27 protein-coding genes are annotated in these 26193 nt (G+C 64.1%); 16 read left to right on the top strand and 11 right to left on the bottom strand.

Annotated elements, in window-relative coordinates; genetic code table 11:
• Window positions 1-5: 5 nt before the first annotated feature.
• The 4 genes from GGR36_RS16105 to GGR36_RS16120 all read right to left on the bottom strand — a co-directional run bounded on the left by GGR36_RS16105 (window position 6) and on the right by GGR36_RS16120 (window position 3195).
• Window positions 6-395 (bottom strand): VOC family protein, encoded by a 390-nt coding sequence (locus tag GGR36_RS16105; protein ID WP_183635802.1) that lies wholly within the window; start codon window positions 393-395, stop codon window positions 6-8.
• Between the two features lie 19 nt (window positions 396-414).
• Entirely contained in the window at window positions 415-801 is a 387-nt protein-coding gene (locus GGR36_RS16110) for a VOC family protein (RefSeq protein ID WP_183635803.1), read from the bottom strand.
• Between the two features lie 81 nt (window positions 802-882).
• Window positions 883-1281, bottom strand: coding sequence for an MAPEG family protein (locus tag GGR36_RS16115; protein WP_183635804.1), 399 nt, complete (start codon window positions 1279-1281; stop codon window positions 883-885).
• 33 nt (window positions 1282-1314) lie between these two features.
• Complete coding sequence (locus GGR36_RS16120; protein ID WP_183635805.1) at window positions 1315-3195, bottom strand: MFS transporter; 1881 nt, start codon at window positions 3193-3195, stop codon at window positions 1315-1317.
• A gap of 233 nt (window positions 3196-3428) precedes the next feature.
• Between GGR36_RS16120 and GGR36_RS16125 the strand changes: the two genes are divergently transcribed.
• The 10 genes from GGR36_RS16125 to GGR36_RS16170 all read left to right on the top strand — a co-directional run bounded on the left by GGR36_RS16125 (window position 3429) and on the right by GGR36_RS16170 (window position 11933).
• Window positions 3429-3770, top strand: coding sequence for an ATP synthase subunit I (locus tag GGR36_RS16125; protein ID WP_183635806.1), 342 nt, complete (start codon window positions 3429-3431; stop codon window positions 3768-3770).
• Between the two features lies 1 nt (window position 3771).
• Window positions 3772-4632, top strand: a complete 861-nt coding sequence (gene atpB, locus GGR36_RS16130) for a F0F1 ATP synthase subunit A (protein ID WP_183635807.1) — start codon at window positions 3772-3774, stop codon at window positions 4630-4632.
• Window positions 4633-4699: 67 nt separating this feature from the next.
• A complete protein-coding gene (atpE, locus tag GGR36_RS16135) occupies window positions 4700-4945 on the top strand; it encodes a F0F1 ATP synthase subunit C (RefSeq protein WP_148579106.1) in 246 nt (81 codons plus the stop codon).
• Between the two features lie 37 nt (window positions 4946-4982).
• Complete coding sequence (locus GGR36_RS16140) at window positions 4983-5453, top strand: F0F1 ATP synthase subunit B (protein WP_183635808.1); 471 nt, start codon at window positions 4983-4985, stop codon at window positions 5451-5453.
• 6 nt (window positions 5454-5459) lie between these two features.
• Window positions 5460-5993 (top strand): F0F1 ATP synthase subunit delta, encoded by a 534-nt coding sequence (locus GGR36_RS16145; RefSeq protein ID WP_183635809.1) that lies wholly within the window; start codon window positions 5460-5462, stop codon window positions 5991-5993.
• Between the two features lie 11 nt (window positions 5994-6004).
• Window positions 6005-7543 carry a F0F1 ATP synthase subunit alpha gene (atpA, locus tag GGR36_RS16150; protein WP_183635810.1) on the top strand — a complete coding sequence of 513 codons (1539 nt, stop codon included), beginning with the start codon at window positions 6005-6007 and terminating at the stop codon, window positions 7541-7543.
• Between the two features lie 15 nt (window positions 7544-7558).
• Window positions 7559-8428 (top strand): F0F1 ATP synthase subunit gamma, encoded by an 870-nt coding sequence (gene atpG, locus GGR36_RS16155; RefSeq protein ID WP_183635811.1) that lies wholly within the window; start codon window positions 7559-7561, stop codon window positions 8426-8428.
• Window positions 8429-8453: 25 nt separating this feature from the next.
• Window positions 8454-9857, top strand: a complete 1404-nt coding sequence (atpD, locus tag GGR36_RS16160; protein WP_183635812.1) for a F0F1 ATP synthase subunit beta — start codon at window positions 8454-8456, stop codon at window positions 9855-9857.
• A gap of 58 nt (window positions 9858-9915) precedes the next feature.
• On the top strand, window positions 9916-10341 hold the full coding sequence (locus GGR36_RS16165) for a F0F1 ATP synthase subunit epsilon (protein ID WP_183635813.1): 426 nt from the start codon (window positions 9916-9918) through the stop codon (window positions 10339-10341).
• Between the two features lie 194 nt (window positions 10342-10535).
• The gene (locus GGR36_RS16170; protein ID WP_183635814.1) at window positions 10536-11933 is read left to right on the top strand and encodes an MATE family efflux transporter; all 1398 of its coding nucleotides are present in this window, start codon (window positions 10536-10538) and stop codon (window positions 11931-11933) included.
• Window positions 11934-11948: 15 nt separating this feature from the next.
• Here the strand turns inward: GGR36_RS16170 and GGR36_RS16175 are convergent, their stop codons facing one another.
• Window positions 11949-12413, bottom strand: a complete 465-nt coding sequence (locus tag GGR36_RS16175; protein ID WP_183635815.1) for an Lrp/AsnC ligand binding domain-containing protein — start codon at window positions 12411-12413, stop codon at window positions 11949-11951.
• A gap of 131 nt (window positions 12414-12544) precedes the next feature.
• Here GGR36_RS16175 and GGR36_RS16180 point away from each other — a divergent pair, with 131 nt between their 5' ends.
• The 6 genes from GGR36_RS16180 to GGR36_RS16205 all read left to right on the top strand — a co-directional run bounded on the left by GGR36_RS16180 (window position 12545) and on the right by GGR36_RS16205 (window position 19374).
• Window positions 12545-13843: a D-amino acid dehydrogenase gene (locus tag GGR36_RS16180; RefSeq protein ID WP_183635816.1), complete on the top strand. Its 1299-nt coding sequence runs from the start codon at window positions 12545-12547 to the stop codon at window positions 13841-13843.
• Window positions 13844-14577: 734 nt separating this feature from the next.
• Window positions 14578-15693, top strand: coding sequence for a branched-chain amino acid ABC transporter substrate-binding protein (locus GGR36_RS16185; protein ID WP_183635817.1), 1116 nt, complete (start codon window positions 14578-14580; stop codon window positions 15691-15693).
• 136 nt (window positions 15694-15829) lie between these two features.
• Window positions 15830-16762 carry a branched-chain amino acid ABC transporter permease gene (locus GGR36_RS16190; protein WP_183635818.1) on the top strand — a complete coding sequence of 311 codons (933 nt, stop codon included), beginning with the start codon at window positions 15830-15832 and terminating at the stop codon, window positions 16760-16762.
• A 14-nt stretch (window positions 16763-16776) separates the two neighbouring features.
• Window positions 16777-17877 (top strand): ABC transporter permease subunit, encoded by a 1101-nt coding sequence (locus GGR36_RS16195; RefSeq protein WP_183635819.1) that lies wholly within the window; start codon window positions 16777-16779, stop codon window positions 17875-17877.
• Window positions 17874-18650 carry an ABC transporter ATP-binding protein gene (locus tag GGR36_RS16200; protein ID WP_183635820.1) on the top strand — a complete coding sequence of 259 codons (777 nt, stop codon included), beginning with the start codon at window positions 17874-17876 and terminating at the stop codon, window positions 18648-18650. The genes GGR36_RS16195 and GGR36_RS16200 overlap by 4 nt, the downstream gene beginning before the upstream one ends.
• On the top strand, window positions 18637-19374 hold the full coding sequence (locus GGR36_RS16205) for an ABC transporter ATP-binding protein (protein WP_183635821.1): 738 nt from the start codon (window positions 18637-18639) through the stop codon (window positions 19372-19374). Before GGR36_RS16200 ends, GGR36_RS16205 begins: the two co-directional genes overlap by 14 nt.
• Window positions 19375-19436: 62 nt before the next feature.
• Here the strand turns inward: GGR36_RS16205 and GGR36_RS16210 are convergent, their stop codons facing one another.
• The 6 genes from GGR36_RS16210 to htpX all read right to left on the bottom strand — a co-directional run bounded on the left by GGR36_RS16210 (window position 19437) and on the right by htpX (window position 26139).
• The gene (locus GGR36_RS16210; protein WP_183635822.1) at window positions 19437-20681 is read right to left on the bottom strand and encodes a sigma-54-dependent transcriptional regulator; all 1245 of its coding nucleotides are present in this window, start codon (window positions 20679-20681) and stop codon (window positions 19437-19439) included.
• Between the two features lie 14 nt (window positions 20682-20695).
• The gene (locus tag GGR36_RS16215) at window positions 20696-22819 is read right to left on the bottom strand and encodes a sensor histidine kinase (RefSeq protein ID WP_183635823.1); all 2124 of its coding nucleotides are present in this window, start codon (window positions 22817-22819) and stop codon (window positions 20696-20698) included.
• Window positions 22816-23382, bottom strand: a complete 567-nt coding sequence (locus tag GGR36_RS16220; RefSeq protein ID WP_242533281.1) for a DUF4390 domain-containing protein — start codon at window positions 23380-23382, stop codon at window positions 22816-22818. Before GGR36_RS16220 ends, GGR36_RS16215 begins: the two co-directional genes overlap by 4 nt.
• A 13-nt stretch (window positions 23383-23395) precedes the next feature.
• On the bottom strand, window positions 23396-24745 hold the full coding sequence (gene rsmB / locus GGR36_RS16225; protein WP_183635825.1) for a 16S rRNA (cytosine(967)-C(5))-methyltransferase RsmB: 1350 nt from the start codon (window positions 24743-24745) through the stop codon (window positions 23396-23398).
• Window positions 24746-24865: 120 nt separating this feature from the next.
• Entirely contained in the window at window positions 24866-25294 is a 429-nt protein-coding gene (locus tag GGR36_RS16230) for a DUF3293 domain-containing protein (protein WP_183635826.1), read from the bottom strand.
• Window positions 25291-26139, bottom strand: a complete 849-nt coding sequence (gene htpX / locus GGR36_RS16235) for a zinc metalloprotease HtpX (RefSeq protein WP_183635827.1) — start codon at window positions 26137-26139, stop codon at window positions 25291-25293. Before htpX ends, GGR36_RS16230 begins: the two co-directional genes overlap by 4 nt.
• Window positions 26140-26193: the final 54 nt, after the last annotated feature.

Below are 26193 nucleotides of genomic sequence, written 5' to 3' on the forward strand. Positions count from 1 at the left end.
GGCGCTCAGCCCATCGGTGTGCAGAGTTCGACCAAGGTCCCTTCCGGTGCGCGCAGGTAGGCGACGACTTGCCCCCAAGGCTTGGTGCGCGGCGCGGCGAGACTCACCGCGCCGGCATCCAGCGCGCGCTGATACGCGGCCGGCACATCTTCGGTGGTGAAACCGATCTCGATGCCGGCCGGCAAGTCGCTTTCGTCGAGCGCACGATAGCCGGCGGGCAGGCTGCCCGCCGCGACATCGTGGCGCGCGAAGGCCAGTGCAGTGGCGCCGGTCTCCAGCTCGCCGAACTGGGCGTCGTCGGTGACGAATCGGGTTGCGAAACCGAATGCCCGCGCATAAAAGTCCAGCGTCGCCCGGACGTCTGCGACATAGATGATGGTGTAGCCGAACTTCATCGCGGGCTCCTCTCCGTGCTCAGGCTTCGTGCAGGCCGACCAGGTTGCCTTCGGTGTCGACGATGTGGGCGAAGCGCCCCATGCCTTCCGGCAGGGCCACCGGTGGCAGTGCCACTTTACCGCCAGCGGCGACGGCGCGCCCAAGCAGCGTGTCCAGGCCGGCATCGGCGTTCAGATAGACCTTGCTGCCGGTGAGTGCGGGCGCAACGCCCGGCGCGTGTTGAAGACAGCCGGATACGCCGGTGCCGTCATACGGAAAGACCGCGATGGTGACATCCGGGCCCATCGCTTCGCGCTTGAGCGGCTCGCCGAACAGATGCTCGTAGAAGCTGCAGGCGCGATCGAGATCGAGCGCCGGGATTTCGAACCAGACGACGCGCTGCGGCTGGCGGAGGGCTTTGTCCATGGTGTGGCTCCTGTTGCGTTTGAGGTGCGCACAGGATGCCGGCGGCCTCCTGACAGCGTGGTGTCAGGAGGCTGGCAAGGGTCAGGATCCGAGCAGGGCTTTCACCACGGCAAAACCGGACCACAGCCCGGCGACGCCAAAGGCCGCCATGCCGATCATGAAGCCGGTGCCCCGCGTGGCCGGGTCGCGCTGGTAGCTGACCGCGTACAGGATGCGGCCCGCGAGTCCGACGAGCCCGGCGATCATCGCGTGACGGTCGCCGACGAAAGCGGCGAATATCCAGAGCGTGGGCAGGAAAATCAGCGCCCATTCAATGGTGTTGAGCTGGATGCGGTAGGCGCGTTCGAAGTATTCGTTACCGGTGGTCGCCGGCGCCTTGATCCCGTATTTCTCGCGGGCGCGGCCGACGTTCCAGGCCGTGCCGAACATCAGCAGCACCAACAGCAGGGTGACGCCGGCGGTGAGGGGGTAGTTGTGCATGGGCGACGCTCCGGGGCAATGTGAGGGGTGGGGTCAGGGGCGGCTGCGCAGTGCGGCAACACGCTGCTGCAGCGCTTCCGGCGTTGCGTCGCCGGGGGCAAGGGCTTCGCCGATGTGCAGTTCGATCTTGCTGAAAAGGCCGCGCCGGAAAGGCTTGCTCATGGCGGGGCCATCCTTGCGCGAAAAGAAGCTGCCCCAAAGCCCGGAGAGCGCCATCGGCACGATCGGGACGGGAGTCCGTTCGACGATGCGGCTGATGCCGCCCTTGAAGGGGTTCAGTTCCCCGGTGTCGGTGATGCGGCCTTCCGGAAAGATGCCGACCAGATCGCCGGCTTCCAGCGTCTTGGCGACTTCTTCATAGGCCGCCTCGAGCATGGCCGGATCTTCCTTGGCCGGTGCGATCGGGATGGCGCGGCCCTGCCGGAAGACGAAGTTGATGATCGGCATGCGGAAGATCCGGTGATCCATGACGAAGCGGATCGGGCGCCGGCTCTCGGCCATCAGGATCAGCGGGTCGACAAAGCTGACGTGGTTGCAGACCACCACCGCCGGCCCTTCGGCCGGGATGTTCTGATAGCCGCGCGCCTTCACCCTGTAGAACGAGTGCACCAGCAGCCAGACGATCAGGCGCTGCAGGAACTCCGGTACCAGGCTGTAGATGAAGACGGCCACCGCGACGTTCATCAGCGCGGCGTACAGGAACATCTCCGGAATCGTCGCACCCTGATGGAGCGCGAAGAAGGCATATCCCGCCGAGGCCACCATGAAACCCGCGTTCAGGATGTTGTTGGCCGCCACGATGCGAGAGCGATAGGCGGGCTCGCAGCGCGTCTGGATCAAGGCATACAGCGGAATCGTGTAGAGGCCGCCGAAGACACCGATCAGCACCAGATCGGCCATCAGCCGCCACGCGCCGGGAAGGGCGAGGAAGCCTGCGACCTCGATGCCCGCATGCGGGGTGGCCGGACTCGCGAAGTACAGATCGACACCGAAGACGGTCATGCCGATCGAGGCAAGCGGCACCAGCCCCAGTTCCACCTTGCCGCCCGAGGCGCGCTCCGCCAGCAGCGAGCCGAGTGCGATGCCGATGATGAAGGTCGAGAGCAGGAAGGTCGACAGGTGCTCGCTGCCGCCGATCACGTCTTTCACGAAGGGGCCGAACTGCGACAGCATCATCGCGCCGTAGAACCAGAACCACGAGATGCCCATCATGCCCATGAACACCGTGCGATTGCCGCGCGCGATGCGCATGTTCTGCGCGATCTCTGTAAACGGGTTCCAGTTCAGCTTCACCGTGCCCAGCGGCGGGGCCGACGGGATGGCCTGACAGGCGAAGAAGCCGCAGATCGCCAGCACGACGCAGGCGCCGCCGGCCCACGCGGGCCCGGTGCCCGGCACCGCGATCAACAGACCCCCAAGGATGGAGCCCAGTAGGATCGCGACGAAGGTGCCGCTCTCGACCCAGGCATTGCCGCCCACCACTTCGTCCGGATGCAGGTGCTGCGGGAGGATGGCGTACTTGAGCGGGCCGAAAACGGTCGAGTGCAGTCCCATCAGGAACAATGCCGTCAGGAGCAAGGGCACCTGCTTGAAGAAGAAGCCCGCCGCGGCGATCAGCGCAATGCCGACTTCCGCGAGTTTCACCCAGCGGATCAGCCGCGCCTTGTCGAAAGCGTCGGCGATCTGGCCCGCGGAAGCCGAGAACAGGAACATCGGCAGCACAAACAGCCCGGATGCCACCTGCACCATCAGCGCTGGCGACAGTCCCATGACCTCGCCGCCCTGGAAGGTGATCAGCAACAAGAGCGCCTGTTTGAGCACGTTGTCGTTGAAGGCGCCGAGAAACTGCGTGGTGAAGAGGGGCAGGAAGCGCCGCGTCTTCAGGAGGGAAAACGGGTTGTGCTCAATGGTCATGGCATCTGGGGGCAGGCGTCGGGGAACTTCCCGGCGCAGCGATTATGCCGGCGACGCCGCGTGGTCGCCATGCTCGAATCGGTGTGCAGGGCCTCGGCACCACTTGCGCCGGCGCGTGTTGCGCCGCAAAAGATCCGCCACCTAGGGGAAGCTCTAGGTTTGACTTCGATCAGCTAAATACCTAAGATTGCATGGTTTTTCGAGGCGCAAGAACACACGCGGCGGTGCAGGGAATGTACAAGGTGGTTGTCCTGCAGATAGTGGCCGCACTGATTGGCACCGTTCTGGGATCGGTGTTTTTCGGATTACGTGGTGCGTTCTCGGCGGCGTTGGGGGGCGCCGCCTGCGTCCTTCCTGCTTGGCTGTTCGCCATAAGGCTCCATGCTGCTTCGAAGCGCCCCGGTGCTTCTTATGCGCTGGCCTTTTTCTTGGGTGAATTGATCAAGATTGCCTTGAGTATCGGATTACTTGCGGCTGCCCGACTGGTGTATCCCGACGTCCATTGGGGCGCGGTGGTCCTCGGTTTGGTGGTCACGCTCCAAGCTAACGTTTTCGCTTTTTTGGTTAAGACCTGACATGGCCACCGGACACGAAGCAAGCGCGCCTACCGCGGGCGAGTACATCGTTCACCACCTGACCCACAACAATTCAACCGGCCACGCGCAGCAGAACATCGTTGACTGGGGCGTCGTCAACTACGACACCTTGTTCTTCTCGATCGGGCTCGGCCTGATCACCGTGTTCCTGCTCTGGCGTGCTGCATCCAAGGCGACTTCGGGCGTGCCGGGGCGCTTCCAGGCGGCTGTTGAAATTCTGGTCGAAATGGTCAATGACCAGGCCAAGGGCATCATCCACAGCGCCGAATCGCGCAAGTTCGTCGCGCCGCTCGCGCTGACCGTGTTCGTCTGGGTGTTCCTGATGAACTCGATGGACTTCCTGCCACTCGATCTGCTGCCGATGATCTGGCAGACCATCACCGGCAATCATCACGCCTACCTCCGCGTTGTGCCGACGGCCGACCTGAATGCCACGCTGGGTATGTCTTCCGGTGTGCTGCTGGTTTGCCTGTACTACAACATCAAGATCAAGGGCATCGGCGGTTGGGTGCATGAACTGTTCGCGGCACCCTTCGGCGACAAGTGGTTCCTGTACCCGATCAACTTCCTGATGCAGATGATCGAGTTCGCCGCCAAGACGATCTCGCACGGCATGCGTTTGTTCGGCAACATGTACGCAGGCGAACTGCTGTTCATGCTGATTGCACTGATGGGTGCGGCGTGGGGCACGTCGGGCGTTGCCGGCCCGCTGCTGTTCGCCGGCCATGTCCTTGCCGGCTCTGCATGGGCGATCTTCCACATCCTGATCGTTGCCTTGCAGGCCTTCATTTTCATGATGCTGACCCTGGTTTATGTGGGTCAGGCTCACGAAAGCCACTGACCTTAGAGTTGCTGCTTCAGTACCGTTTTTGATTCAACCCCACTTTTTGTGAAATAGAGGAGTCGTCATGGAACACGTTCTTGGTTTCGTTGCTCTGGCCGCTGGTCTGATCATCGGTCTCGGCGCTATCGGTGCCTGTATCGGTATCGGCATCATGGGCTCGAAGTACCTCGAAGCCTCGGCTCGTCAGCCGGAACTGATGAACGCGCTGCAGACCAAGATGTTCCTGCTGGCCGGTCTGATCGATGCCGCGTTCCTGATCGGTGTCGGTATCGCGATGATGTTCGCCTTCGCCAACCCGTTCAAGCTCTGATCCGGTCCATTCCTTCCACTGATTCGGGAGTAATGCCGTGAATCTGAACGCAACGCTGTTTGCCCAGCTTGTTGTGTTCTTCGTCCTCGCGCTGGTCACGATGAAGTTCGTGTGGCCGCCGATTGCGAAGGCACTGGACGAGCGTGCGAAGAAAATCGCCGACGGGCTGGCGGCTGCGGACAAGGCCAAGACAGATCTCGTTCTGGCCGAGAAGAAGGTTGTCGACGAGCTGCGCAAAGCGCGCGAATCCGCGACCGATGTCCGTGCCGGGGCTGAGAAGCAGGCCGCTGCCCTGATCGATGAAGCACGTGGAGAAGCAGCGCGTATCGTCGCTGCCGCCCGCGAGGCTGCCGAGAAGGAAGCGGGTGCCGCAATGCAGAAGGCCAAGGAAGGTCTGCGCGAACAAGTCGCGCTGCTCGCCGTGGCAGGTGCCGAGCGGATCCTGCGCAAGGAAATCAACGCCCAAGTCCACGCCGACCTGTTGGCCAACCTGAAACAGGAACTGTAAGACGCCATGGCCGAAAACGTCACCGTCGCGCGCCCTTACGCCGAAGCGGCGTTCAAGCTGGCGCGTGAAGCCAATGCACTCGATGCTTGGGTTCAGGCGCTGTCGCGCTTGGCGGCGGTCGCCAGCGAGCCGCGTATCCAGGACAGCATCGGCGACCCCCGCGTCACCGCCTCGCAGGCGGCGCGCATGTTTGTCGAAGTTGCCGGCGATCTGACCGCAGACCAGAAGAACTTCGTCTCTGTGCTCGCTGAAAACGAGCGCCTGGGTGTTCTTCCGGAAATCCATGATCTCTTCGCAGCGCAGAAAGATGCGCACGAGGGTGTCAAGGATGCGCTGGTGAGTTCCGCTTTCCCGATTGATGACGCAACGCTGGCACGCCTGATTGCCGACCTTGAGGTTCGCTTCAAGGCCAAGGTCAAGGCGACCGTGAAGATCGACCCCGAGCTGATTGGCGGGGTGAAGATCGCCGTCGGCGACGAAGTGATCGATGCCTCGGTCCGCGGCAAGCTCGCCGCCATGGCCGCCGCGCTACAGAATTAGGAGCACTAGGTATGAACCTCAACCCGTCTGAAATCAGCGATCTCATCAAGAGTCGCATTCAGAACCTGCAACTGGGGGCGACGGCGCGCAACGAAGGCACCGTCGTTTCCGTGACCGACGGCATCTGCCGGGTGCACGGCCTGACGGACGTCATGCAGGGTGAAATGCTCGAATTCCCGGGCAACACCTTCGGCCTCGCGATGAACCTCGAGCGCGACTCGGTCGGCACCGTGGTGCTGGGCGAGTACGAGCACATTTCCGAAGGTGACACCGTCAAGTGTACCGGCCGCATTCTGGAAGTGCCGGTCGGTCCGGAACTGATCGGTCGCGTCGTGAATTCGCTGGGTCAGCCGATCGACGGCAAGGGTCCGATCAACGCCAAGCAGACCGACAAGATCGAGAAGGTCGCGCCGGGCGTGATCTCGCGTCGTTCGGTGTCGCAGCCGGTGCAAACCGGTCTGAAGTCGGTTGACTCGATGGTGCCGATCGGCCGTGGCCAGCGTGAGCTGATCATCGGCGACCGTCAGACGGGCAAGACTGCCGTCGCGGTTGACGCGATCATCAACCAGAAGGGTCAGAACATGATCTGCATCTACGTGGCGGTGGGCCAGAAGGCCTCGACCATCGCCAACGTGGTGCGCAAGCTGACCGAGCACGGCGCGATGGAATACACCGTCGTGGTCGCAGCTTCGGCTTCGGAGTCGGCGGCGATGCAGTTCATCGCCCCCTACGCGGGCTGCACGATGGGCGAGTACTTCCGCGATCGTGGCCAGGACGCGCTGATCATTTACGACGACCTGACCAAGCAGGCTTGGGCTTACCGTCAGATCTCGCTGCTGCTGCGTCGTCCGCCGGGCCGCGAAGCCTATCCGGGTGACGTGTTCTACCTGCACTCGCGTCTGCTCGAGCGTGCCGCTCGCGTGAACGAAGAGTACGTCGAGAAGTTCACCAACGGCGAAGTCAAGGGGAAGACCGGCTCGCTGACCGCACTGCCGGTTATCGAAACTCAGGCGGGTGACGTGTCGGCGTTCGTTCCGACGAACGTGATCTCGATTACCGACGGCCAGATCTTCCTTGAAACCGACTTGTTCAACGCCGGTATCCGTCCCGCGATCAACGCTGGCATCTCGGTGTCTCGCGTCGGTGGCGCTGCACAGACCAAGGTCATCAAGAAGCTCGGCGGCGGTGTGCGTCTCGCACTCGCGCAGTACCGCGAACTTGCGGCCTTCGCACAGTTCGCTTCTGACCTTGATGAAGCCACCCGCAAGCAGCTCGAGCGCGGCCGTCTCGTCACCGAGCTGATGAAGCAGGCGCAGTACGCGCCGCTGTCGGTGGCCGACATGGCTGTCACGCTGATCGCTGTCAACAAGGGCTACTTTGACGACGTTCCGGTCGTGCGCGCACTGGCTTGCGAAGCCGCAATGCAGCAATACGTGCGTAGTCAGGCTTCGGATCTGCACGCCAAGATCGAAAGCACCAAGGACCTCGACGCCGAAGGCGAAAAGGCTCTGTGCGCCGCGATCGAAGCGTTCAAGAAGACCTGGCAATAAGGCGCGGAGAGCGACATGGCGGGCGGAAAGGAAATCCGTAACAAGATCAAGAGCGTACAAAACACGCGCAAGATCACCAAGGCCATGGAGATGGTGTCGGTTTCAAAGATGCGTCGCGCGCAGGAGCGCATGCGTTCGGGCCGACCCTATACCCAGAAGATTCGCCGGCTTGCCGCCAACCTCGCGCTTGCGAACGTTACCGACTACCGGCATCCGTTCCTCGCCAAGGTCGAGAATCCCAAGAAGGTGGGACTGGTACTCATCTCCACCGACAAGGGGCTCTGCGGCGGTCTCAACACCAACCTCTTCCGGATGGTCCTCAACCGTCTGAAGGAATGGGAAGAGGCAGGCGCGAGCGACATCCGCGTGACCTGTATCGGTAACAAAGGCTTGGGTTTCATGCAGCGCATGGGTGCGAAGGTCATCTCGCATGTCACGCAGCTGGGCGACACGCCTCACCTCGAGCGCCTGATCGGACCGATGAAGGTCATGATCGACGCCTACATGGCGGGGCAGGTCGAAGCGGTCTTTATCGCTTTCAACCAGTTCGTGAATACGATGAAGCAAGAGCCACGGATCGTCCAACTGCTTCCGCTCACGGGCGAGAGCATGGGTACGCCGGACAGCTCTTGGGACTACATCTACGAGCCCGATGCGCAGGCGGTGATCGATGAGGTGATGCTGCGGCTGGTCGAAGCGGCGGTCTATCAGACCGTTGCCGAGAACATGGCGTCCGAGCAAAGCGCGCGCATGGTTGCGATGAAGGCGGCCTCCGACAATGCAGGCAACGTGATCAAGCAGCTTCAACTGGTCTACAACAAGACACGTCAGGCAGCGATCACCCGCGAGATCTCCGAGATCGTCAGCGGCGCCGCGGCGGTGTAACGGTTTTAATGATTGGGGAAAGACGATGAGTCAAGGAACCATTGTTCAGTGCATCGGCGCGGTGGTGGACGTTCAGTTCCCGCGCGAGGCGATGCCCAAGGTCTTCGAAGCACTCCAACTGGATGCTGCCGAAGACAACGGTCTGGTCGAGTCCGGCCTGACCCTGGAAGTCCAGCAGCAACTGGGCGACGGTGTGGTACGTACCATTGCGATGGGCACGTCGGACGGTCTGCGTCGTGGCATGAAGGTTAACGCCACGGGCGCCGGCATCTCGGTGCCGGTCGGTCACGGTACGCTGGGTCGCATCATGGACGTGCTGGGCCGTCCGATCGACGAAGCGGGTCCGATCGCAGGCGACGAGAAGCGTGTCATCCACGCTGCGGCGCCGAAGTTCGACGAGCTCTCGCCGTCGGTGGAACTGCTCGAAACCGGCATCAAGGTTATCGATCTGATCTGCCCGTTCGCCAAGGGCGGCAAGGTTGGTCTGTTCGGTGGCGCCGGCGTCGGCAAGACCGTGAACATGATGGAGCTGATCAACAACATCGCGAAGCAGCACTCGGGTCTCTCGGTGTTTGCTGGCGTCGGTGAGCGTACCCGTGAGGGCAACGACTTCTATCACGAGATGAAAGAGTCGAACGTTCTCGACAAGGTCGCGATGGTGTTTGGCCAGATGAACGAGCCGCCGGGCAACCGTCTGCGCGTCGCGCTGACCGGTCTGACGATGGCCGAGAAGTTCCGCGACGAAGGCCGCGACATCCTGCTGTTCATCGACAACATCTACCGCTTCACGCTGGCCGGTACCGAAGTGTCCGCGCTGCTGGGCCGTATGCCGTCTGCGGTGGGCTATCAGCCGACCCTGGCGGAAGAAATGGGCCGTCTGCAGGAACGCATCACCTCGACCAAGGTCGGCTCGATCACGTCGATCCAGGCCGTGTATGTGCCTGCGGATGACTTGACCGACCCGTCGCCTGCGACGACCTTCCTGCACCTCGACTCGACCGTCGTGCTGTCGCGTGACATCGCCGCGCTGGGTATCTACCCGGCGGTCGATCCGCTCGACTCGACCTCGCGTCAGCTCGACCCGCTGGTCGTGGGTGAAGAGCACTACCAGACCGCGCGCGCTGTGCAGGCCACCTTGCAGAAGTACAAGGAACTGCGCGACATCATCGCGATTCTGGGTATGGACGAACTGGCACCGGAAGACAAGCTGCTTGTCGCCCGTGCCCGTAAGATCCAGCGCTTCCTGTCGCAGCCGTTCCACGTGGCCGAGGTCTTCACCGGTTCGCCGGGCAAGTACGTGACGCTGAAGGACACGATCAAGGGCTTCAAGATGATCACCTCCGGCGAATGCGACGCGATTCCGGAACAGGCCTTCTACATGGTCGGCGGCATCGAGGAAGCACTCGAAAAGGCCAAGACCCTGCAGTAATCCATGGGCGCCGCACGGTGCGTGAGCGGCGTGCGGCCCTTGGAGCGGAGAAACGCAAATGGCAATGACAGTTCATGTCGACGTAGTCAGCACCGAAGAGCAGATCTTTTCGGGTCTGGCGGAAGCGGTCTCGCTGCCGGGTGAAGCGGGCGAACTGGGCATCCTGCCCGGTCACACGCCTTTGCTGACCCGGATCCGTCCGGGCGCGGTGCGTCTCAAGCTGCCGGATCAGGCTCACGACGAGTTGATCTTCGTCGCGGGCGGCGTCCTGGAAGTGCAACCGGGTCTGGTGACCGTTCTGGCCGATACCGCGATTCGCGGTCGCGATCTGGACGAAGCCAAGGCCATGGATGCCAAGCGCCAGGCAGAGGAAGCCCTTTCCAATCGCGAATCCAAGCTGGACTACGCGCGCGCTCAGGCCGAACTGGCCGAGGCCGCCGCGCAGTTGGCGATGATCGAGCGGATGAAGAAGCGCGGGCACTGAGCCGAGCGGTCTTGCAGCAGTACCCCGACAAGGGCAGCGAAAGCTGCCCTTGTTCGTTTCTGCTAACACTTTTGGGGGCTCAACCCTACAAAATCCACCGGGGAGGCGATTAGTGCGTCGGGCATACTTTTGCCCGTTGCCGCGTCACATCGCCTTGCGAACGCGGCGCACCCACATCACCTCGAGTGCCCCGCATGACCCGCCATCCCATTCCTCCCCGGCCGCGACTCTTCGCAATTACCTGGCCCATCTTTTCGGAGCACCTGCTGCACGCGCTGGTGGGTTTGCTCTTCGTATGGCTCACCGCTCGCATTTCCGATGACACGGCCGCCGCGTTCGGTCTTTCAAACCAGATCATGGCCTTCTTCATCATCCTGTTTCGCCTCGTCGGGGTCGGGGCCAGCGTCGTGATCACGCAGTATCTCGGTGCCCGCGACGGCGCCGGTGCCGAGCGCATCGCGCGTGCCAGCCTCGGCGCGGCCGTTTGGCTGGGGCTTGCGTCGGGTGCGGTGGTTGCGTTGGGTGCGGGGCCGTTGCTGAGCCTCATGCAATTGCCGGAAGCACTGCGACCCGAAGCGCAACCCTATCTGGTGATCCTCGGCTTCGTCCTGTGCGCGGACGCGGTGATCGCCACCATGTCATCGGTCCTGCGCGCCCACACCCACACCCGCGACACCCTGCGTCTGATGGTCGGCATGTATGTGGTCTCGCTGGCGGCGGGCCTGCCCTTGATGTTCGGTTTCGGGCCCATCCCCAAACTCGGTCTGGTTGGTATCGGGCTTGGATTCCTCTTTGCGCGCATCGCATCGGTTGCCTTGCACCTCTGGCTCTGGCGGCTGCGCTTGCAGATTCGCCCCCACGGCTCGGACTGGTGGCGCTTGCGCGCTGGCCCGATGCGCGAGATGGCGCACATCGGACTGCCCGGGGCGGGCGAGAACGTCGCCTACCGAATCGCATTCACCTGGGTGCTCGCCTTCGTCGCGGCGATGGGCAGCTCGGAACTCGCGACCCACACCTACCTGCTGCAGGTCAGCTACTTCATCCTGCTGACCGGTCTTGCGATCGGGTTTGGCACCGAGATTGTGGTCGGCCATCAGGTGGGTGCCGGGCACCTGCATGATGCGAATACCGATGTGAAGCGTGCCCTCGCATGGGGGCTGGGCGTTTCGACCACCTTGGCCCTGGTGGCTGCACTTTGCGGCCGCGCCATCTTCTCGTTCTTTACCGACGACCCGACCATCATTGCGGCGGGAAGCCAGTTGCTGTGGGTGACGCTGGTGCTGGAACCCGGTCGCGCCTTCAACCTTGTCGTGATCAACGCCTTGCGTGCCACCGGCGACGCGCGTTTTCCGGTGGGTTTCGGTGTCTTCTCGATGTTCGGCGTGGCGGTCGGTGTGGCCTGGCTCCTCGGGGTCCACGCCGGATGGGGTCTGCTCGGGGTCTGGATCGCGATGGCGGCTGATGAGTGGGTGCGCGGCATTGCCATGTACATCCGCTGGCGTCGCCTCGCCTGGGTCAGCCACGCCCGTGCGACCCGGCGGCGCATCCTCGCGCAGCAGCCGACCTATCCCGAACCCGTGCAAGCCACCTAGCGTGGCTTGGGTCGCTTAAGCGGTGGGCAGGTACAGTGTCTCCTTCAGTTCTTCCATCACCACATAGCTGCGCGATTCGGCGGCCGCGGGCAGGCGATTGAGCACCTGCCCCAGCAGGCGGCGGTAATCCGCCATCTCGGTGATCCGCGCTTTGATCAGATAGTCGTAGTCGCCGGAAACCAGATGGCACTCCATGACTTCCGGCATCCATTCCAGCGCACGCTTCACCTGATCGAAGATCTCGCCCGACTTGGAGGTCAGGCGAATCTCGACGAACACCAGCAGGTTTAGCCCCAGCGCTTTCGGATCAACCCGGGCGTAGTAGCCGGTGATCACTTTCTCGCGCTCCAGGCGCTTGACGCGCTCCGCGATCGGCGTGGTGGACAAGCCGATGCGTTCGGCCAATTCCGTCATCGTGATGCGCCCGTCCTGCTGGAGGACGTCGAGAATCTTCCGGTCAATCTTGTCGAGCGCCCGCATTTTTCCTGTTTCTCTCGGTGACGCCCGATCCTCGGGCTGCACGCTCACTGTAATGCACCACGAAAATAGTGAAAAGCTCTGCCGACAGGTCCATAGACTTCGAAATAACTTGAGTTCGGACTGAAAGTGCCATGAAAACACTAGTTCTAGGTGGCGGCGTCATCGGTGTCAGCACCGCTTATTACCTTGCCCGTGCCGGCGTCGAAGTGACGGTCATCGACCGTCAGCCCGGTGTCGCGCTGGAAACCAGCTTCGCCAACGCGGGGCAGGTCTCGCCCGGCTACTCAACCCCTTGGGCCGCACCCGGGATTCCGCTGAAGGCCATGAAGTGGCTGTTCCAGAAACACGCGCCGCTCGCCATTCGCCCGGACGGCAGCCTCTTCCAGCTCAACTGGATGGCCCAGATGCTGGCCAATTGCACGGCGCAACGCTACAGCGAGAACAAGGCGCGCATGATGCGGCTGGCCGAGTATTCGCGGGACTGCCTGCGCAGCTTGCGCCACGAAACAGGCATCGCCTACGAAGCACGGACGCAAGGCACGCTCCAGCTGTTCCGTTCAGACGCGCAACTCGAAGCCGCGGCACGTGACGTCGCCGTGCTGCGCGAACTCGGTGTCGCGCATGAACTCCTGGGCGCCGACCAGCTCGCTGGCGCGGAACCGGCGCTGGCTCGCGTGGCCGATCGACTCAGCGGTGGCCTTCGCCTGCCCAACGACGAGACGGGCGACTGTCAGCTGTTCACCACGCGCCTCGCACAGATGGCCGAGAAATTGGGTGTTCGTTTCCGCACTGACACGACGATCGAGGCGATCGAGTCCGAAGGCGGGCGCATCACCGCGGTGCGCGCCGGCGGCGAGCGCCTGGTTGCCGATCGCTATGTGCTTGCTGCGGGCAGCTACTCGCGTGGCCTCGCAAAAGCGCTGGGCCTGAAGCTGCCGGTGTATCCGGTCAAAGGCTACTCGCTGACCGTGCCTCTGATCGACGCGGCGCGTGCGCCGGTCTCGACGGTGCTGGACGAGACCTACAAGATTGCGATCACGCGCTTTGACGACCGCATCCGTGTCGGCGGCATGGCCGAACTCGGCGGTTTCGATCTGCGCCTCAACCCGAAGCGCCGTGCCACGCTGGAAATGGTCACCCACGATCTTTTCCCGGGCGGCGGCGACCTGAAAGCGGCGGAGTTCTGGACCGGCTTGCGCCCGATGACGCCGGATGGCACACCGATCGTGGGCGCAACCGGATTCGCGAACCTTTTCATCAACACCGGCCACGGCACGCTGGGGTGGACGATGGCCTGCGGCTCAGGCCGTGTGGTCTCGGATCTGGTCTTGGGTCGCGTGCCGGAAATTCGCGCCGACGATCTTGCGCTGTCACGCTACGAAGCGCGTGCGCGCGGCTGGAGTCAGATCCCCGCTGCGGCGCGCGCCTGAACTGGCTGCAGTGTTTTGGCGCGGCCTGGAGCCGCGGCACATCGGTCCGGGTGGTGCGCAGCACGCGCCCATCCGCACCGAAATGCACTGACCAGGCGCCCCACCCCTTCCTCGGCGCCTCCTCCTCCACACCCACAGCGCGAACTTCTACCGGCGAAGTCGGCGGGCGTCAGCCGGTGTTTGCGACTGGGTGTTGCGGCGCCTGCTGGCCCTGAGCTACACCATTGACGTGTCGCTTCGCGAGCTCGTTTGCAACCAGCCGACGCCGGCATCTAGCGTCGCCAGTCAGCCGTCAGACATCACCGAGAAGCTGCACTACTGCGCACCGTTCGGGTGCTGCCAAACATCCTCTCGCGGGCCGACTGCCGCAAGCACGCCTGCCATCGAAGCCAGACTCCGGCAGACGCGTGGGACTCGCCGCCAGCGCGGCGAACGACACCTCGCCCATCGCGAATACCGCCGGCCGCGCGCCTGTCATCTCTTCGCTTGCTCGCGGCGAGTGATGGCACGACGCTTGCGTCACTGTTGTGGCAGGTGTCGGCGTACGTATTTTCCGGGTCATTTGCCGCCCCGCGCTGGGGCATAATGCACCGCGCTTCACCGCTTTGGTTACCATCGTGCCAGCAGATGCGGCGGCAACGCTCGCCGCGCCTCACGTCGTCAGGCGGGTGTCATCGGCCTCAACGGCATCATGGCCACGCACCAGTTCGATTTCTCAACAGGAGGAAGAGTTCATGAAGAAAACCGCAGTCGCCCTTGCTGTACTGGGTCTGGGTCTGTCCGCAGCCCACGCCGAAGATGTGATCAAGATCGGCCACGTCGGCCCGCTTACCGGCAACATCGCTCACCTTGGCAAGGACAACGAAAACGGCGCACGCATGGCTGTCGACGAGTACAACGCCAAGGGCGTGAAGATCGGCGGCAAGGCGGTGAAGTTCGAACTGATCGGCGAAGACGACGCAGCCGACCCGAAGACCGGCACCACGGTTGCGCAGCGCCTGGTGGACGCCGGCGTCAAGGGCGTCGTCGGCCATCTGAACTCGGGCACCACGATCCCGGCCTCGCGTATCTACGATCAGGCGGGTATCCCGGTCATCACCCCGTCGGCAACCAACCCGAAGCTGACGCAGCAGGGCTACAAGGCGGTGTTCCGTACCATCGCCAACGACGTGCAGCAGGGCGCGGTGATCGGCAAGTACTCGGCCCAGAAGCTGGGCAAGAAGGTCGCCATCATCGACGACCGCACCGCCTATGGCCAGGGCCTTGCCGACGAAGTGGACAAGGGTGTGAAGGCTGGCGGCGGCACCGTGGTTGCACGTGAATTCACGAACAACCAGGCCACCGACTTCATGGCGATTCTCACCAAGATCAAGGCCACCAACCCGGATGTAATCGTGTACTCGGGCATGGATGCGCAAGGCGGCCCGATGCTCAAGCAGGTCAAGCAGCTGGGCATCACGGCCAAGTGGATCACCGGCGACGGCGGTTGCACCGGCGAGATCATCAAGCTGGCGGGCGACGCGATCGGCCCCAACGACTATTGCACCCAGGCGGGTCTGCCGCTTGAGCAGATGCCGGGTGGCAAGGACTTCAAGGAGCGCTTCAAGAAGAAGTTCGGTGCTGACGTGCAGATCTACGCGCCGTATGCCTACGACGCGGCCGCGGCCCTCATCGAGGCAATGAAGAAGGCCAACTCGTCCGACCCGGCGAAGTATCTGCCCGCACTCAAGGCCAGCAACTTCAAGGGCGTGACCGGCGTCGTCGCGTTTGACGACAAGGGCGACATCAAGGCGGGCTCGATCACCGTGTACCAGTACGAAAACGGTGCCTGGAAGGCCTTGAAGAACTGATGTAACCCCGGAGTGCGCCATCCCGGCGCGCTCCGTGTTCGGATGCGCTCCGCAAGGGGCGAACGGCGAGCGGCGTTCCGCCGCGCGCCGGATCCGACCGGGGCCAAGCGCCCCTTCCGCGAGGACTCCTCCCGTGATGCAAACCCTTCTTCAACAGATCATCAACGGCCTGGTGGTCGGCAGCGTGTACGCCGTCGTCGCGCTGGGCTACACGATGGTCTACGGCATTCTCGGCCTGATCAACTTTGCGCATGGCGATGTGCTGATGGTCGGGGCGCTGGTGGCCTTCTCGGCAATCTCGTTCCTGCAGATCGCCGTGCCGGGGCTGAGCCCGATCACCTATTTCGTGCTTGGGCTGCTGGTCGCGATGCCGGTGTGCATGCTCATCGGCTACACGATCGAGCGCACCGCCTACCGACGTTTGCGCAATGCACCGCGCCTTGCACCGCTGATTACGGCGATCGGTGTTTCCTTCCTGCTGCAGACGCTCGCGATGATCATCTGGGGCCGCAGCTATCACAGCTTTCCGCAACTGATCCAGACCGCGCCGGTTGAAATCCTCGGCGGCGTGTTCATGACGCCGGTGCAGATGACGACCGTCGGCGTGTCGGCTGCGATGATGGTGGGCCTGATCGTGCTGGTGACCAAGACCAATATGGGGCGCGCGATGCGCGCCACGGCCGAGAACCACCGCGTCGCGAGCCTGATGGGCGTGGATACCAACCGCATCATCGCGATGACCTTCGTCATCGGCTCTGCGCTGGCCGCGGTGGCCGGTGTGATGATTGCGTCCAACTATGGCGTTGCCCACTATTCGATGGGCTTCATGCCGGGCCTCAAGGCCTTCACGGCAGCCGTGCTCGGCGGCATCGGCAATCTTGCCGGCGCGATGGTCGGCGGTATCGTGCTCGGTCTGGTCGAGGCCATCGGCGCCGGCTACATCGAGACCTGGAGCGGAGGCTGGCTCAATTCCAGTTATCAGGACATCTTCGCCTTCATCATTCTCGGCATCGTGCTGATCTTCCGCCCCACCGGCCTGCTCGGTGAGCGTGTGGCGGATCGCGCCTGAGTCGGGGAGCGGACATGAACGACATCTCGCAAGCCATTCCCTATCTCGGCAAGCGCAACCCCAAAGCGGCGCTGGGGGCGCTGGTGGCCCTGGCGGTACTGTCACCCTTCGTGGCTGGCATGTTCGGCAACACTTGGGTGCGCATCCTCGATTTCGCGATGCTCTACATCCTGCTCGCGATCGGCCTCAACCTGGTGGTTGGCTTTGCCGGCCTGCTCGATCTCGGCTACATCGCGTTCTACGCGGTCGGCGCCTACACCTGGGCCTTCCTCGCGTCGCCGCACTTCGGCATCCACCTGCCCTTCTACATCGTGCTGCCGCTCGGCGCGGCGTTTGCGGCGCTGGCCGGCATCGCGCTCGGTTTTCCGACCCTGCGCCTGCGTGGCGACTACCTGGCGATCGTGACGCTCGGTTTCGGCGAGATCGTGCGCATCTTCATGAACAACCTGACCCATCCGGTGAATATCACCAATGGCCCGCAGGGCATTGATCAGATCGACGGGATGTCGCTGTTCGGTGTCGAGATCAACCGCTCGCTCGTGCTGACCGAATCGCTGCAGATCAAGTCGCTCTACCTCTACTACTTCGTATTCCTCGCGGCGGTGGTGCTGGCGGTGATCCTGATCAAGCGCATCCAGGTCTCGCGCATCGGGCGCGCGTGGGCGGCGATCCGCGACGATGAACTGGCAGCCAAGGCGATCGGCATCAATACCCGCAACCTGAAGTTGCTGGCGTTCGCGATGGGGGCAACGTTTGGCGGCGTGTCTGGCGGCCTCTTCGCCGCGTTTCAGGGCTTCGTCAGTCCGGAGAGCTTCACGCTGATGGAGTCGATCGCGATCCTGACGATGATCGTGTTCGGCGGCATGGGCAACCTCGCCGGCGTCATCGTCGGCGCGCTCGCACTGTCATTCCTGCCCGAGGTGCTGCGCTACATCGCTTTGCCGGTGCAGCAGATGCTCTTCGGCAAGGTCTATCTCGACCCCGAAGTGCTGCGCATGCTGCTTCTGTCACTCGCCATGATCCTGATGATGCTGCTCAAACCGGCGGGCCTGATTCCCGCGCAGGCCCGTTACTCCCGGGCCGATCTGCTCGGCGACAAGGAGACGGCGCGATGATCCGTCTGCTCGAAGCCCGCGCTGTCAGCAAGCGTTTCGGCGGACTCAAGGCGCTCAGCGAAGTCTCGCTGACGATCAACAAAGGCGAGGTCTACGGCTTGATCGGCCCGAACGGTGCCGGCAAGACGACCTTCTTCAACGTGCTGACCGGCGCCTATACCCCGGAAGATGGCGAATTCGTCTTCAACGGCTCCGAATTGCCGCTCGGCAAGCCTGATCGCATCGTCAAGCGCGGCATCGCGCGCACCTTCCAGAACATCCGTCTGTTCCGCGAAATGACGGCGCTGGAAAACGTCATGGCGGGCCACTTCATCCGCACCCGCACCGGGCTGCTCGGCGTGCTGCTGCAAACCCGCCACACCCGCGAGGAAGAGAAGCTGACCACCGAGCGCGCCTACGAACTGCTCAAGTACGTCGGCATCGAGCGCCATGCACGTACGCTGTCGCGCAACCTCTCGTACGGCGATCAGCGGCGTCTGGAAATCGCCCGCGCCCTGGCGACCGAACCCCGCCTGCTCGCACTCGACGAACCCGCCGCGGGCATGAACGCGACCGAGACTGGCCAGTTGCGCACGCTGATCGAAACCATCCGCGGCGATGGCACGACCGTGTTGCTGATCGAGCACGACGTGAAGCTGGTGATGGGGCTGTGCGATCGCGTCGCGGTGCTCGATTTCGGCAAGAAGATTGCGGAAGACGTACCCGCCGAAGTGCAACGCAACCCTGCGGTGATCGAGGCCTATCTGGGAGGGGCGCACCATGCCGCACACTAATCCGGCGTCCCCGATCCTGCAGCTGAGCGAGGCGAAGGTCGCCTACGGCCAGATCGAAGCGGTCAAGGGCATCAGCCTTGAGCTCTTTCCCGGCGAACTCGTCTCGCTGATCGGCGCCAATGGTGCCGGCAAGACCACGACGCTCAACGCAGTCGCCGGCACCCTGCAACTCTCCGCCGGCAGCCTGCGCTACCTCGGCGAGCCGATCGGCGCCCTGCCTGCCCACAAGCGTTTGCGCGCGGGCATCGCGCTGGTGCCGGAAGGGCGCGGCATCTTTACCCGGCTGACGGTGGAAGAGAACCTGCGCATGGGTGCCTATACCCGCAAGGACCGCGCCGAGATCGAAGCCGATCTGCAGCGCGTCTATGACTTGTTGCCGCGGGTGAAGGAGCGTCTGGCGCAGGTCGCCGGCACGCTCTCGGGGGGCGAACAACAGATGGTGGCGATCGGCAGGGCACTGCTGTCGCGTCCGAAGCTGTTGCTGCTCGACGAACCGTCGATGGGGCTGGCGCCGCTGATCGTCGAAAAGATCTTCGAGGTGATCCATACGGTCATGAAGCAGGGGGTTACCGTGCTGCTGGTCGAACAGAACGCGAATCTGGCGCTGGGCTACTCGAACCGTGCCTATGTGATGGAGAGCGGCAAGATCACGCTGACCGGCAGCGGTCAGGATCTGCTGCACGACCCGAAGGTGCGTTCCGCCTATCTCGGCGAAGTCGCCTGAGGCGCTGTGCGCCGAAACAAAAGGCCGCCCTTGGGCGGCCTTTTCGTTGAAGCGGCGATCGTTCAGACGTCGTTGCGGCGACCGAGTGGAATGCCCAGCTGCTTGAGCTTGCGGTACAGGTGGGTGCGCTCCAGCCCTGTTTTCTCCGCCAGGCGGGTGATGTTGCCGCTCTCAAGTTGCAGGTGGTATTCGAAGTACATCCGCTCGAAGCACTCGCGCGCCTCGCGCAGCGGCAGGTCGAGCGGCAACGCGGACGCGGCGGCCGTCGGTGTGCGACCGAGCAGGCGCTGCGCATCCTCGGCACCGATTTCCTCTTCGAGGGTGCCTAGCGCCAGCGAGCGCACCGCGGCGCGCAACTCGTTGAAACCACCGGGCCAGCCCTTCGTGCGCAACACATTCAATGCGGCCGTCGCGAAGCGGCGCGGTGGCACTTCGCCCGATTCCGACAATTGCACCAGCGCCTGATTCGCGAGTTCGGGAATCTCGTCCTTGAGTTCGGCCAGCGACGGTGGTGCCAGCGTCACTTCGAACAGGCGCTTCAGGGTGAGCGGATCCCAGCCCTCGGCGATCAGGTCCTCGGCGCTGCGGCTCGATCCGCAGACCGCGCTGAGGTCGTACTTGTCGAGGCGCTCGAGGGCGAAGCTCAGGTTCTTCTGCTGTGCCCGCGACAGACTCGCCAGATCTTCGACGAAGAGCACGCCACTGCGCGCGTTTTCAAGCGCGGCGAGGTCGATCGGTTGCGTTAGTGTGGCGAGATCGAACCACGGCGCGCCGGGCTTCTGCAGTGTGCGCGCGCACAGCTCGACAATGCTGCCGGAACCGATGCGCAGCGTGAGCAAGCGCGATTTCTCGGTGATCTGTTCCAGCCGACGGCGCAGCTCCTTGAGCGGTGCCGAGCGCGGGAACGATGCCAGCGACAACGCCGCACGTGGGCGCACCGAGGGTTGCCGTTGAAGACCGCGCCGCACGGCCGACAGCAGCTTCTGCAGCGCGATCGGCTTTTCCAGGAAGTCCATCGCGCCCAGGCGCACTGCTTCCACCGCGGTATCAATCGTGCCGTGGCCGGACATCATGATCACCGGCATGGTTAGCAGGTCGTTCGCTGCCCATTCCTTGAGCAGGGTGACGCCGTCGGTATCCGGCATCCAGATGTCCAGAAGCACCACGTCCGGACGCGCAGAAAGCCGTGCGTTACGTGCTGCCGCTGCATTCTCGGCCAGCATCACGTCGTAGCCTTCGTCCGACAGGATTTCGGAGAGCAGTTCGCGGATGCCGACCTCGTCGTCGACCACCAGAATCTTTGCCATAGCCTGCAACGGTATCAGACGGTGGGAGCAAGCGGAAGTCGAAGCCGGATTTCCGCACCGTGGGGTTCGATATTCGTGATCGTGATATCGCCGCGATGTTCATCGGCGATCTTCTTGACGATCGCAAGGCCAAGCCCGGAGCCGCGCGCCTTGCTGGTGACATAAGGCTCGAAGGCGCGCGCGAGCATCGCCGGCGGAAAGCCCGGACCGTTGTCGCGCACCAGGAATTCAACGCGGCGCCCTTCGCGACGGGTGAGCAAACTCACCTGAGGTGCATCGGTCTCGACCAGCGCATCTTCCGCATTCGTCAGCAGGTTGTGGATGACCTGGCGCAACTGTGTCGGGTCACCCAACACCCGCGGCAGGTCGGCCGCCAGCACCAGTTCGATGCGCACCCGCGAGCTTTCGTAGAGGCCGAGCACTTCGCGGATCAGCGCATTGAGGTCGAGGGGCGCGAGCGTGGCCGGTGGCATCCGGGCGTAGTCGCGGAAGTCGTTGACCATGTTCTTCATCGCTTCGACCTGATTCACGATGGTCTGCGTGGCGCGCGCAAGCATCGCCTGCGAATCCGGATCCAGCTTGGAAGAAAGCTTGTGCTGCAGGCGTTCAGCCGAGAGCTGGATCGGCGTGAGCGGATTCTTGATCTCGTGCGCGAGTCGCCGCGCCACTTCCGCCCAGGCGGCATTGCGCTGGGCCGAGATCAGTTCCGTGACGTCATCGAACACCACGACGTAGCCGCCGGCACTGCCCGGCGGCAGACGCGAGCCGCGCAACAGCAGCGTCTGGTTGCGACCGTCGTCGCGGGTGAGTTCGGTCTCGCGCGCCCAGTCTTCGTCATTCGTGTCGAAACCGCGCAGCACGGCGTCGCGGAAGGCGTGGTGCCGCGGCCAGGTCTCGAGCGTCAGTGTCTCGAAGCCGGCGAGATCATCGCCGAGGATCTGCATGGCCCCGCGGTTGGCTGCACGCAGGCGGCCGTTGTCGGAAAACGCCAGCACCCCGGCAGACAGGTTACCGAGCACGCTCTCGAGGTAGACCCGAGCCGCTTCCACCTCGGCGCGGCTGCGTTCGGCCTGGCCGCGCGCGTCCTGCAACTGCCGCGTCATGCGATTGAAGCTCTGGGTCAGCACACCGAGTTCATCGCGACCCGGCAACGCCTGGCGCGGGCTGAAGTCACCCGCCGCGACGGCCTGCGTCCCCTCGGCGAGGATCGACAGTGGCGCCGACAACGAGCGCGCGATTTCGAAGGCCGCGGCGATCGCGGCGAACAAGGCCAGCAGCAAGGTCAGTGTCAAGGTTAGGCCATAGATCCGCATCAGGCCCTCGCGGCCGAGCAGCAGTTCCTGATAGTCACGATTGCCGTTCTGGATGTTTTCCATCGTGCGGGCGATCTGCGGCGGCACGCGTTTGGACATCTGCAGGAATTCGGCATTGGTGGCCAGGTTGCGGGCCGGGATCGGCACGATCACGCGTAGCCACAGCTCCCCGCTGCCCTCGCCTTCGACCGTACGCAGCCCGCGGGTGCCGCGCGCGAGGCGCAGGGTGGCGCTGGAGTGCGACTCGGGCGCCAGCGCGGTGCCGGTGCCGACGCTGGACACCAGCACCTTGCCGTTGCCGGCCAGCAGTGCCGCGGTATCGGCGCCGGCTTCGTCTCGCAGCCGATCGAGGCGCGCGGCGGATACCGCCGCGTTGCCGCTGGTGAGGCTCTCGCCGAGCGCCTCGGCGGTGTCTTTGGCGCGGTTTGCCAGTTGCTCCAGCAGGTAATCGAGGGCGTTGCGGCCGAGCTGGATGCCGGAGTCGAGAGCGGCGTCCACCTTGACGTCGAACCAGGATTCGATCGACCGGGTCGCGAACTGGAGCGACACGCCGTAGATCACCAGGCCCGGCACCAGGGCCATCAGGGCGAACAGCCCTAGCAGCTTGACCTTAAGGCGCGAACCGAACTGGTGTTCGCGGTACTGGATCCACAGTGTGCGTACCTGGAAGCCGACCAGCCCGAGCAACAGTGCCGCCACCGAGCCGTTGAGGCCGAGCAGCAAGGGGTAGTTGCGGATCAGGACCGAAGACTTTGAACTCGCCGCCGCGAGCAGGAAGAGCAGGATGCCCGCGAGTGCCGAGACTGCGGCGACGACGGCCTTCATCGGTGTTCGGCGGGCGCCGCCAGGAAAGTCCAGCGAGACCAGTCGGTTTCGAGGCTCCAGTCGCGCGACCCGATTGCGGTGACCTGGAACGGCTTGGGCAACTGCTCGGTGTCGAGGCGGAATCGCAGGGCGACGTTGTAGGAATCCCCTCCGCGCAGGCGCGAGCGATCGACGATGCTCCAGTTGCGCAGGCGGGTCATCGTGCGCAACGCTTCGCCGAGGCTGTCGAAGTTCTGCCCGAGGGCGCCCACCGCCAGCCGGTACTTCTGCGTCAGCGCATGGTAGGTGAGTCGATAGCCGACACGGCGTTCAACGATGGTTTCGTCCAGCCAGTACCAGCGGCTACGCGTCAGGATGCACTCGGCGACGAAATTCAGCGCAATCCCGCGCAACACGATCTCTTCAAGGCGCGGATTGAGCTCAACCGAGATGTCGGCGTTCAGGATGTACTGATCGTCGGTCGGCAGCAGCTCGGCGTAACGGATCGACGCCGTGCTCTGTGCCTGGGCGAGGGGCGCAAATGCAGCCAGCAGCAGCGCTGCGACGAGCAGCAGCGCCCGCAAGGGGGCAGTCGGGTCAAGCCTGTTTTTCGAGCAAAGCAAAGAAGAAACCGTCATGGTCCGCATCGGGCAGCAGCGTTCGCTCGAGCGCCGAGCCGAGCGGGGCGCGTCGGCAATCCGCATGGCTGCCCGCAAAGCGGGCAATCTGGAGGCTGTTTTCCTCCGGGAACACCGAGCACGTCACATAGAGCATTTTGCCGCCCGGTGCGAGGAGCGGCCAGAGCGCGTCCAGAATCTCGCGCTGCACTGTTGCAAAATTGCCGATATCGTCGGCTCTGCGCAACCACTTGATGTCCGGGTGGCGCCGGGTGACGCCCGATGCCGAGCAGGGAACGTCTGCCAGGATGCGGTCGAATGGCAGGCCGTCCCACCAGAAGCGCGGTTCGCGCGCGTCGCCGCAGCGCACGTCGGCGACGAGGCCGAGGCGTTCAAGGTTTTTTTCGATACGCAGGACGCGGCGTGGGTCTGCGTCAATGGCTGTGAGCTGGCAGTCGGTGAGTTCCAGCAAATGTGCGGCCTTCCCGCCGGGGGCGGCACAGGCATCCAGCACCCGCATGCCCGGTGCGACGTCCAGCAACGGGGCCGCTTGCTGCGCACCCCAGTCCTGCACTGAGAGCAGGCCCTCGGCGTAGCCCGGCAGCGTGGCGACCGGAACGGGGTGGTCGAGCCGCCAGCCGTGCGGGCCGAGCGGGCGTCCGGCATAGCCTTTTTCGACGAGACCGGCGATGACTGCCTCGGGCGCGCTGCGGCGCGGGTTGATCCGCAGGGTCATGGGCGGATGCATGTTGCTCGCCGCGAGTGCGGTTTCCCAGTCGTGCGGCGCGTTGCGCTTGAGGCGTTCAATCCACCATACCGGATGCCGCCAGTGAGCCTCCGGGCTGCGCGTCAGCGCGCTCGCGAGTGTGTCGCGCTGACGCAGCGCGTTGCGCAGCACCGCATTGACCAGGCCCTTGAGTCCGCCGCGGGCGACCCGCGCAGCGACTTCGACGGCCTGGTCCACCACGGTGTGGGCGGTGTCGGGCCGCACCTCCAGCCGATGCAGCGCCACGCGCAGCAGTGCGTCGATGGTGGGTTCGGTGAGCGGCTGGCGCAGCAGTCGGGCGAGCATCGCATCGCCGCGCCCATAGTCGCGCAGCGTGCCGAAGATCAGGTCCTGCGCGGCGCCACGCGTCGCGGGTGGCAGATCGGGGTGCGCGCTCCACAGGCTGGCCAGTCCGTCATTGAGGGCGTAGCCCTCGCGAACTTGGGCGACCGCTTCGGCAGCCACCCACAAGGCACGCGCCAGGGAATCCGGAGGTAGTGGCGGCAGCTGCGGCGGCCGGTCAGTCGCGGGCCGGCGTGGCGAGGCCGATGCGTCAGAACGCATCGGGGTGCGCCCGGGCGGGCGGGGGCGGAAGCTGGACATGGAGGCGGGGCCGCTTTCGGTCCGGTAAGGTTTGGCCATGACATGTACCCGTTTGGCGGCCGCGACGCAAGCTGCCGCGGTTCAGCGCAACAGGATCAGACGTGGCGTCAGGTCGTGCGCGATGGCAACGAAGGCGTTCTGGCCGAAGGATTCGGCAAGCGTTCTGGCAAATGCGTGCGAGGCGCCGGGCAGGAACAGGCTCTCTTCATCTGGCCACTCGCCAAGCGGCGATTCGCCGCGTGCTGGCCAAGCCGCTACGCCGTGTTCGGCGACGACGCGGCGCAGTGCTGCGAGTCTTTGCGCGTTCTCCTCTGCGCCAAGGAGTCGGCTGCCGGGGTTCACCGCCGTCACGATTGCGGCGCTGCCGTGGGCGTTCAACAGCTTGGTCAGCGCAGGCTCGGGTTGATCGATCTGCAACGTGAGCGAGAGCGGCGCGAGGATGCGGTATCGGGCGCTGCGGTAGGCCTCGATCAGCGAGGCGGGCAGCGTACTGTCCGCGACACTGATCATGCCCGGGCGAGTGCGCGCAGGCGCCGGATGCGCTCTTCTGTCGGCGGGTGGGTCGAGAAAAGGCCGGCGATGCCGCCACCGGAGAGCGGATTCATGATCATCATCTGGCCGGTTTCGGGATGCGCTTCGGCCGCGGGCATCGGAATGCCGCGCGCGTAGTAGTCGATCTTCTGCAGCGCGTCGGCGAGTGCGTCCGGATCGCCGCAGATTTCCGCGCCGCCACGGTCGGCTTCGTATTCACGGGCGCGCGAAATGGCCATCTGGATCAGGCTGGCGGCGAGCGGCGCGAGCAGCGCCACCAGGATGCCGACCAAGGGGTTGGCCGGGCGACCGTTTTCGTCGCGGCCGCCAAAGAACATCGCAAAGTTGGCCAGAGCCGAGATTGCGCCGGCGAGCGTCGCCGAAATGGTCGAAATCAGGATGTCACGGTGCCTTACATGCGCGAGCTCATGCGCCATCACGCCGCGAAGTTCCCGCTCGGTGAGCATCTGCAGGATGCCGGTGGTCGCCGCAACGGCTGCGTGGTCGGGATTGCGGCCAGTGGCGAAGGCGTTCGGCTGCTGTTCGTTGATGATGTAGACGCGCGGCATCGGCAGCCCGGCGTTGCGTGCCAGGCCAGCGATCATGTTGTACAGGTAGGGCGATGTGGCTGCGTCGACTTCCTGCGCGTCGTACATGCGCAGCACCATCTTGTCGGAGAACCAGTACGAGAACAGGTTCATGCCACCGCCGAGCAGCAGCGCGAGGAGCATGCCGCTGCGTCCGCCGATGGCGGCGCCGACGATGCCGAACAACGCAATGATCCCGGCCATCAGGATCGAGGTCTTCAGCCAGTTTCCGAACATCGGAGGTCCTTTCGAAGCGATGCTTTCAGGCGCTGAGTTGGGTTCGGGTGTGGC

The organism is Niveibacterium umoris (assembly GCF_014197015.1).
GTDB lineage: Bacteria > Pseudomonadota > Gammaproteobacteria > Burkholderiales > Rhodocyclaceae > Niveibacterium > Niveibacterium umoris.

Bases quoted from the DNA above. Each gene is read 5' to 3' on its own strand.
- GGR36_RS16230 (WP_183635826.1), bottom strand. From the start codon at position 25,294: ATGATCAGTGTCGCGGACAGTACGCTGCCCGCCTCGCTGATCGAGGCC.
- GGR36_RS16145 (WP_183635809.1), top strand. From the start codon at position 5,460: ATGGCCGAAAACGTCACCGTCGCGCGCCCTTACGCCGAAGCGGCGTTC.
- atpB (WP_183635807.1), top strand. From the start codon at position 3,772: ATGGCCACCGGACACGAAGCAAGCGCGCCTACCGCGGGCGAGTACATC.
- GGR36_RS16115 (WP_183635804.1), bottom strand. From the start codon at position 1,281: ATGCACAACTACCCCCTCACCGCCGGCGTCACCCTGCTGTTGGTGCTG.
- GGR36_RS16175 (WP_183635815.1), bottom strand. From the start codon at position 12,413: ATGCGGGCGCTCGACAAGATTGACCGGAAGATTCTCGACGTCCTCCAG.
- atpA (WP_183635810.1), top strand. From the start codon at position 6,005: ATGAACCTCAACCCGTCTGAAATCAGCGATCTCATCAAGAGTCGCATT.
- GGR36_RS16190 (WP_183635818.1), top strand. From the start codon at position 15,830: ATGCAAACCCTTCTTCAACAGATCATCAACGGCCTGGTGGTCGGCAGC.
- atpE (WP_148579106.1), top strand. From the start codon at position 4,700: ATGGAACACGTTCTTGGTTTCGTTGCTCTGGCCGCTGGTCTGATCATC.
- GGR36_RS16105 (WP_183635802.1), bottom strand. From the start codon at position 395: ATGAAGTTCGGCTACACCATCATCTATGTCGCAGACGTCCGGGCGACG.
- GGR36_RS16205 (WP_183635821.1), top strand. From the start codon at position 18,637: ATGCCGCACACTAATCCGGCGTCCCCGATCCTGCAGCTGAGCGAGGCG.
- atpD (WP_183635812.1), top strand. From the start codon at position 8,454: ATGAGTCAAGGAACCATTGTTCAGTGCATCGGCGCGGTGGTGGACGTT.
- atpG (WP_183635811.1), top strand. From the start codon at position 7,559: ATGGCGGGCGGAAAGGAAATCCGTAACAAGATCAAGAGCGTACAAAAC.
- GGR36_RS16170 (WP_183635814.1), top strand. From the start codon at position 10,536: ATGACCCGCCATCCCATTCCTCCCCGGCCGCGACTCTTCGCAATTACC.
- GGR36_RS16210 (WP_183635822.1), bottom strand. From the start codon at position 20,681: ATGGCAAAGATTCTGGTGGTCGACGACGAGGTCGGCATCCGCGAACTG.
- GGR36_RS16165 (WP_183635813.1), top strand. From the start codon at position 9,916: ATGGCAATGACAGTTCATGTCGACGTAGTCAGCACCGAAGAGCAGATC.
- GGR36_RS16200 (WP_183635820.1), top strand. From the start codon at position 17,874: ATGATCCGTCTGCTCGAAGCCCGCGCTGTCAGCAAGCGTTTCGGCGGA.
- GGR36_RS16180 (WP_183635816.1), top strand. From the start codon at position 12,545: ATGAAAACACTAGTTCTAGGTGGCGGCGTCATCGGTGTCAGCACCGCT.
- rsmB (WP_183635825.1), bottom strand. From the start codon at position 24,745: ATGCGTTCTGACGCATCGGCCTCGCCACGCCGGCCCGCGACTGACCGG.
- GGR36_RS16215 (WP_183635823.1), bottom strand. From the start codon at position 22,819: ATGAAGGCCGTCGTCGCCGCAGTCTCGGCACTCGCGGGCATCCTGCTC.
- htpX (WP_183635827.1), bottom strand. From the start codon at position 26,139: ATGTTCGGAAACTGGCTGAAGACCTCGATCCTGATGGCCGGGATCATT.
- GGR36_RS16125 (WP_183635806.1), top strand. From the start codon at position 3,429: ATGTACAAGGTGGTTGTCCTGCAGATAGTGGCCGCACTGATTGGCACC.
- GGR36_RS16195 (WP_183635819.1), top strand. From the start codon at position 16,777: ATGAACGACATCTCGCAAGCCATTCCCTATCTCGGCAAGCGCAACCCC.
- GGR36_RS16110 (WP_183635803.1), bottom strand. From the start codon at position 801: ATGGACAAAGCCCTCCGCCAGCCGCAGCGCGTCGTCTGGTTCGAAATC.
- GGR36_RS16185 (WP_183635817.1), top strand. From the start codon at position 14,578: ATGAAGAAAACCGCAGTCGCCCTTGCTGTACTGGGTCTGGGTCTGTCC.
- GGR36_RS16120 (WP_183635805.1), bottom strand. From the start codon at position 3,195: ATGACCATTGAGCACAACCCGTTTTCCCTCCTGAAGACGCGGCGCTTC.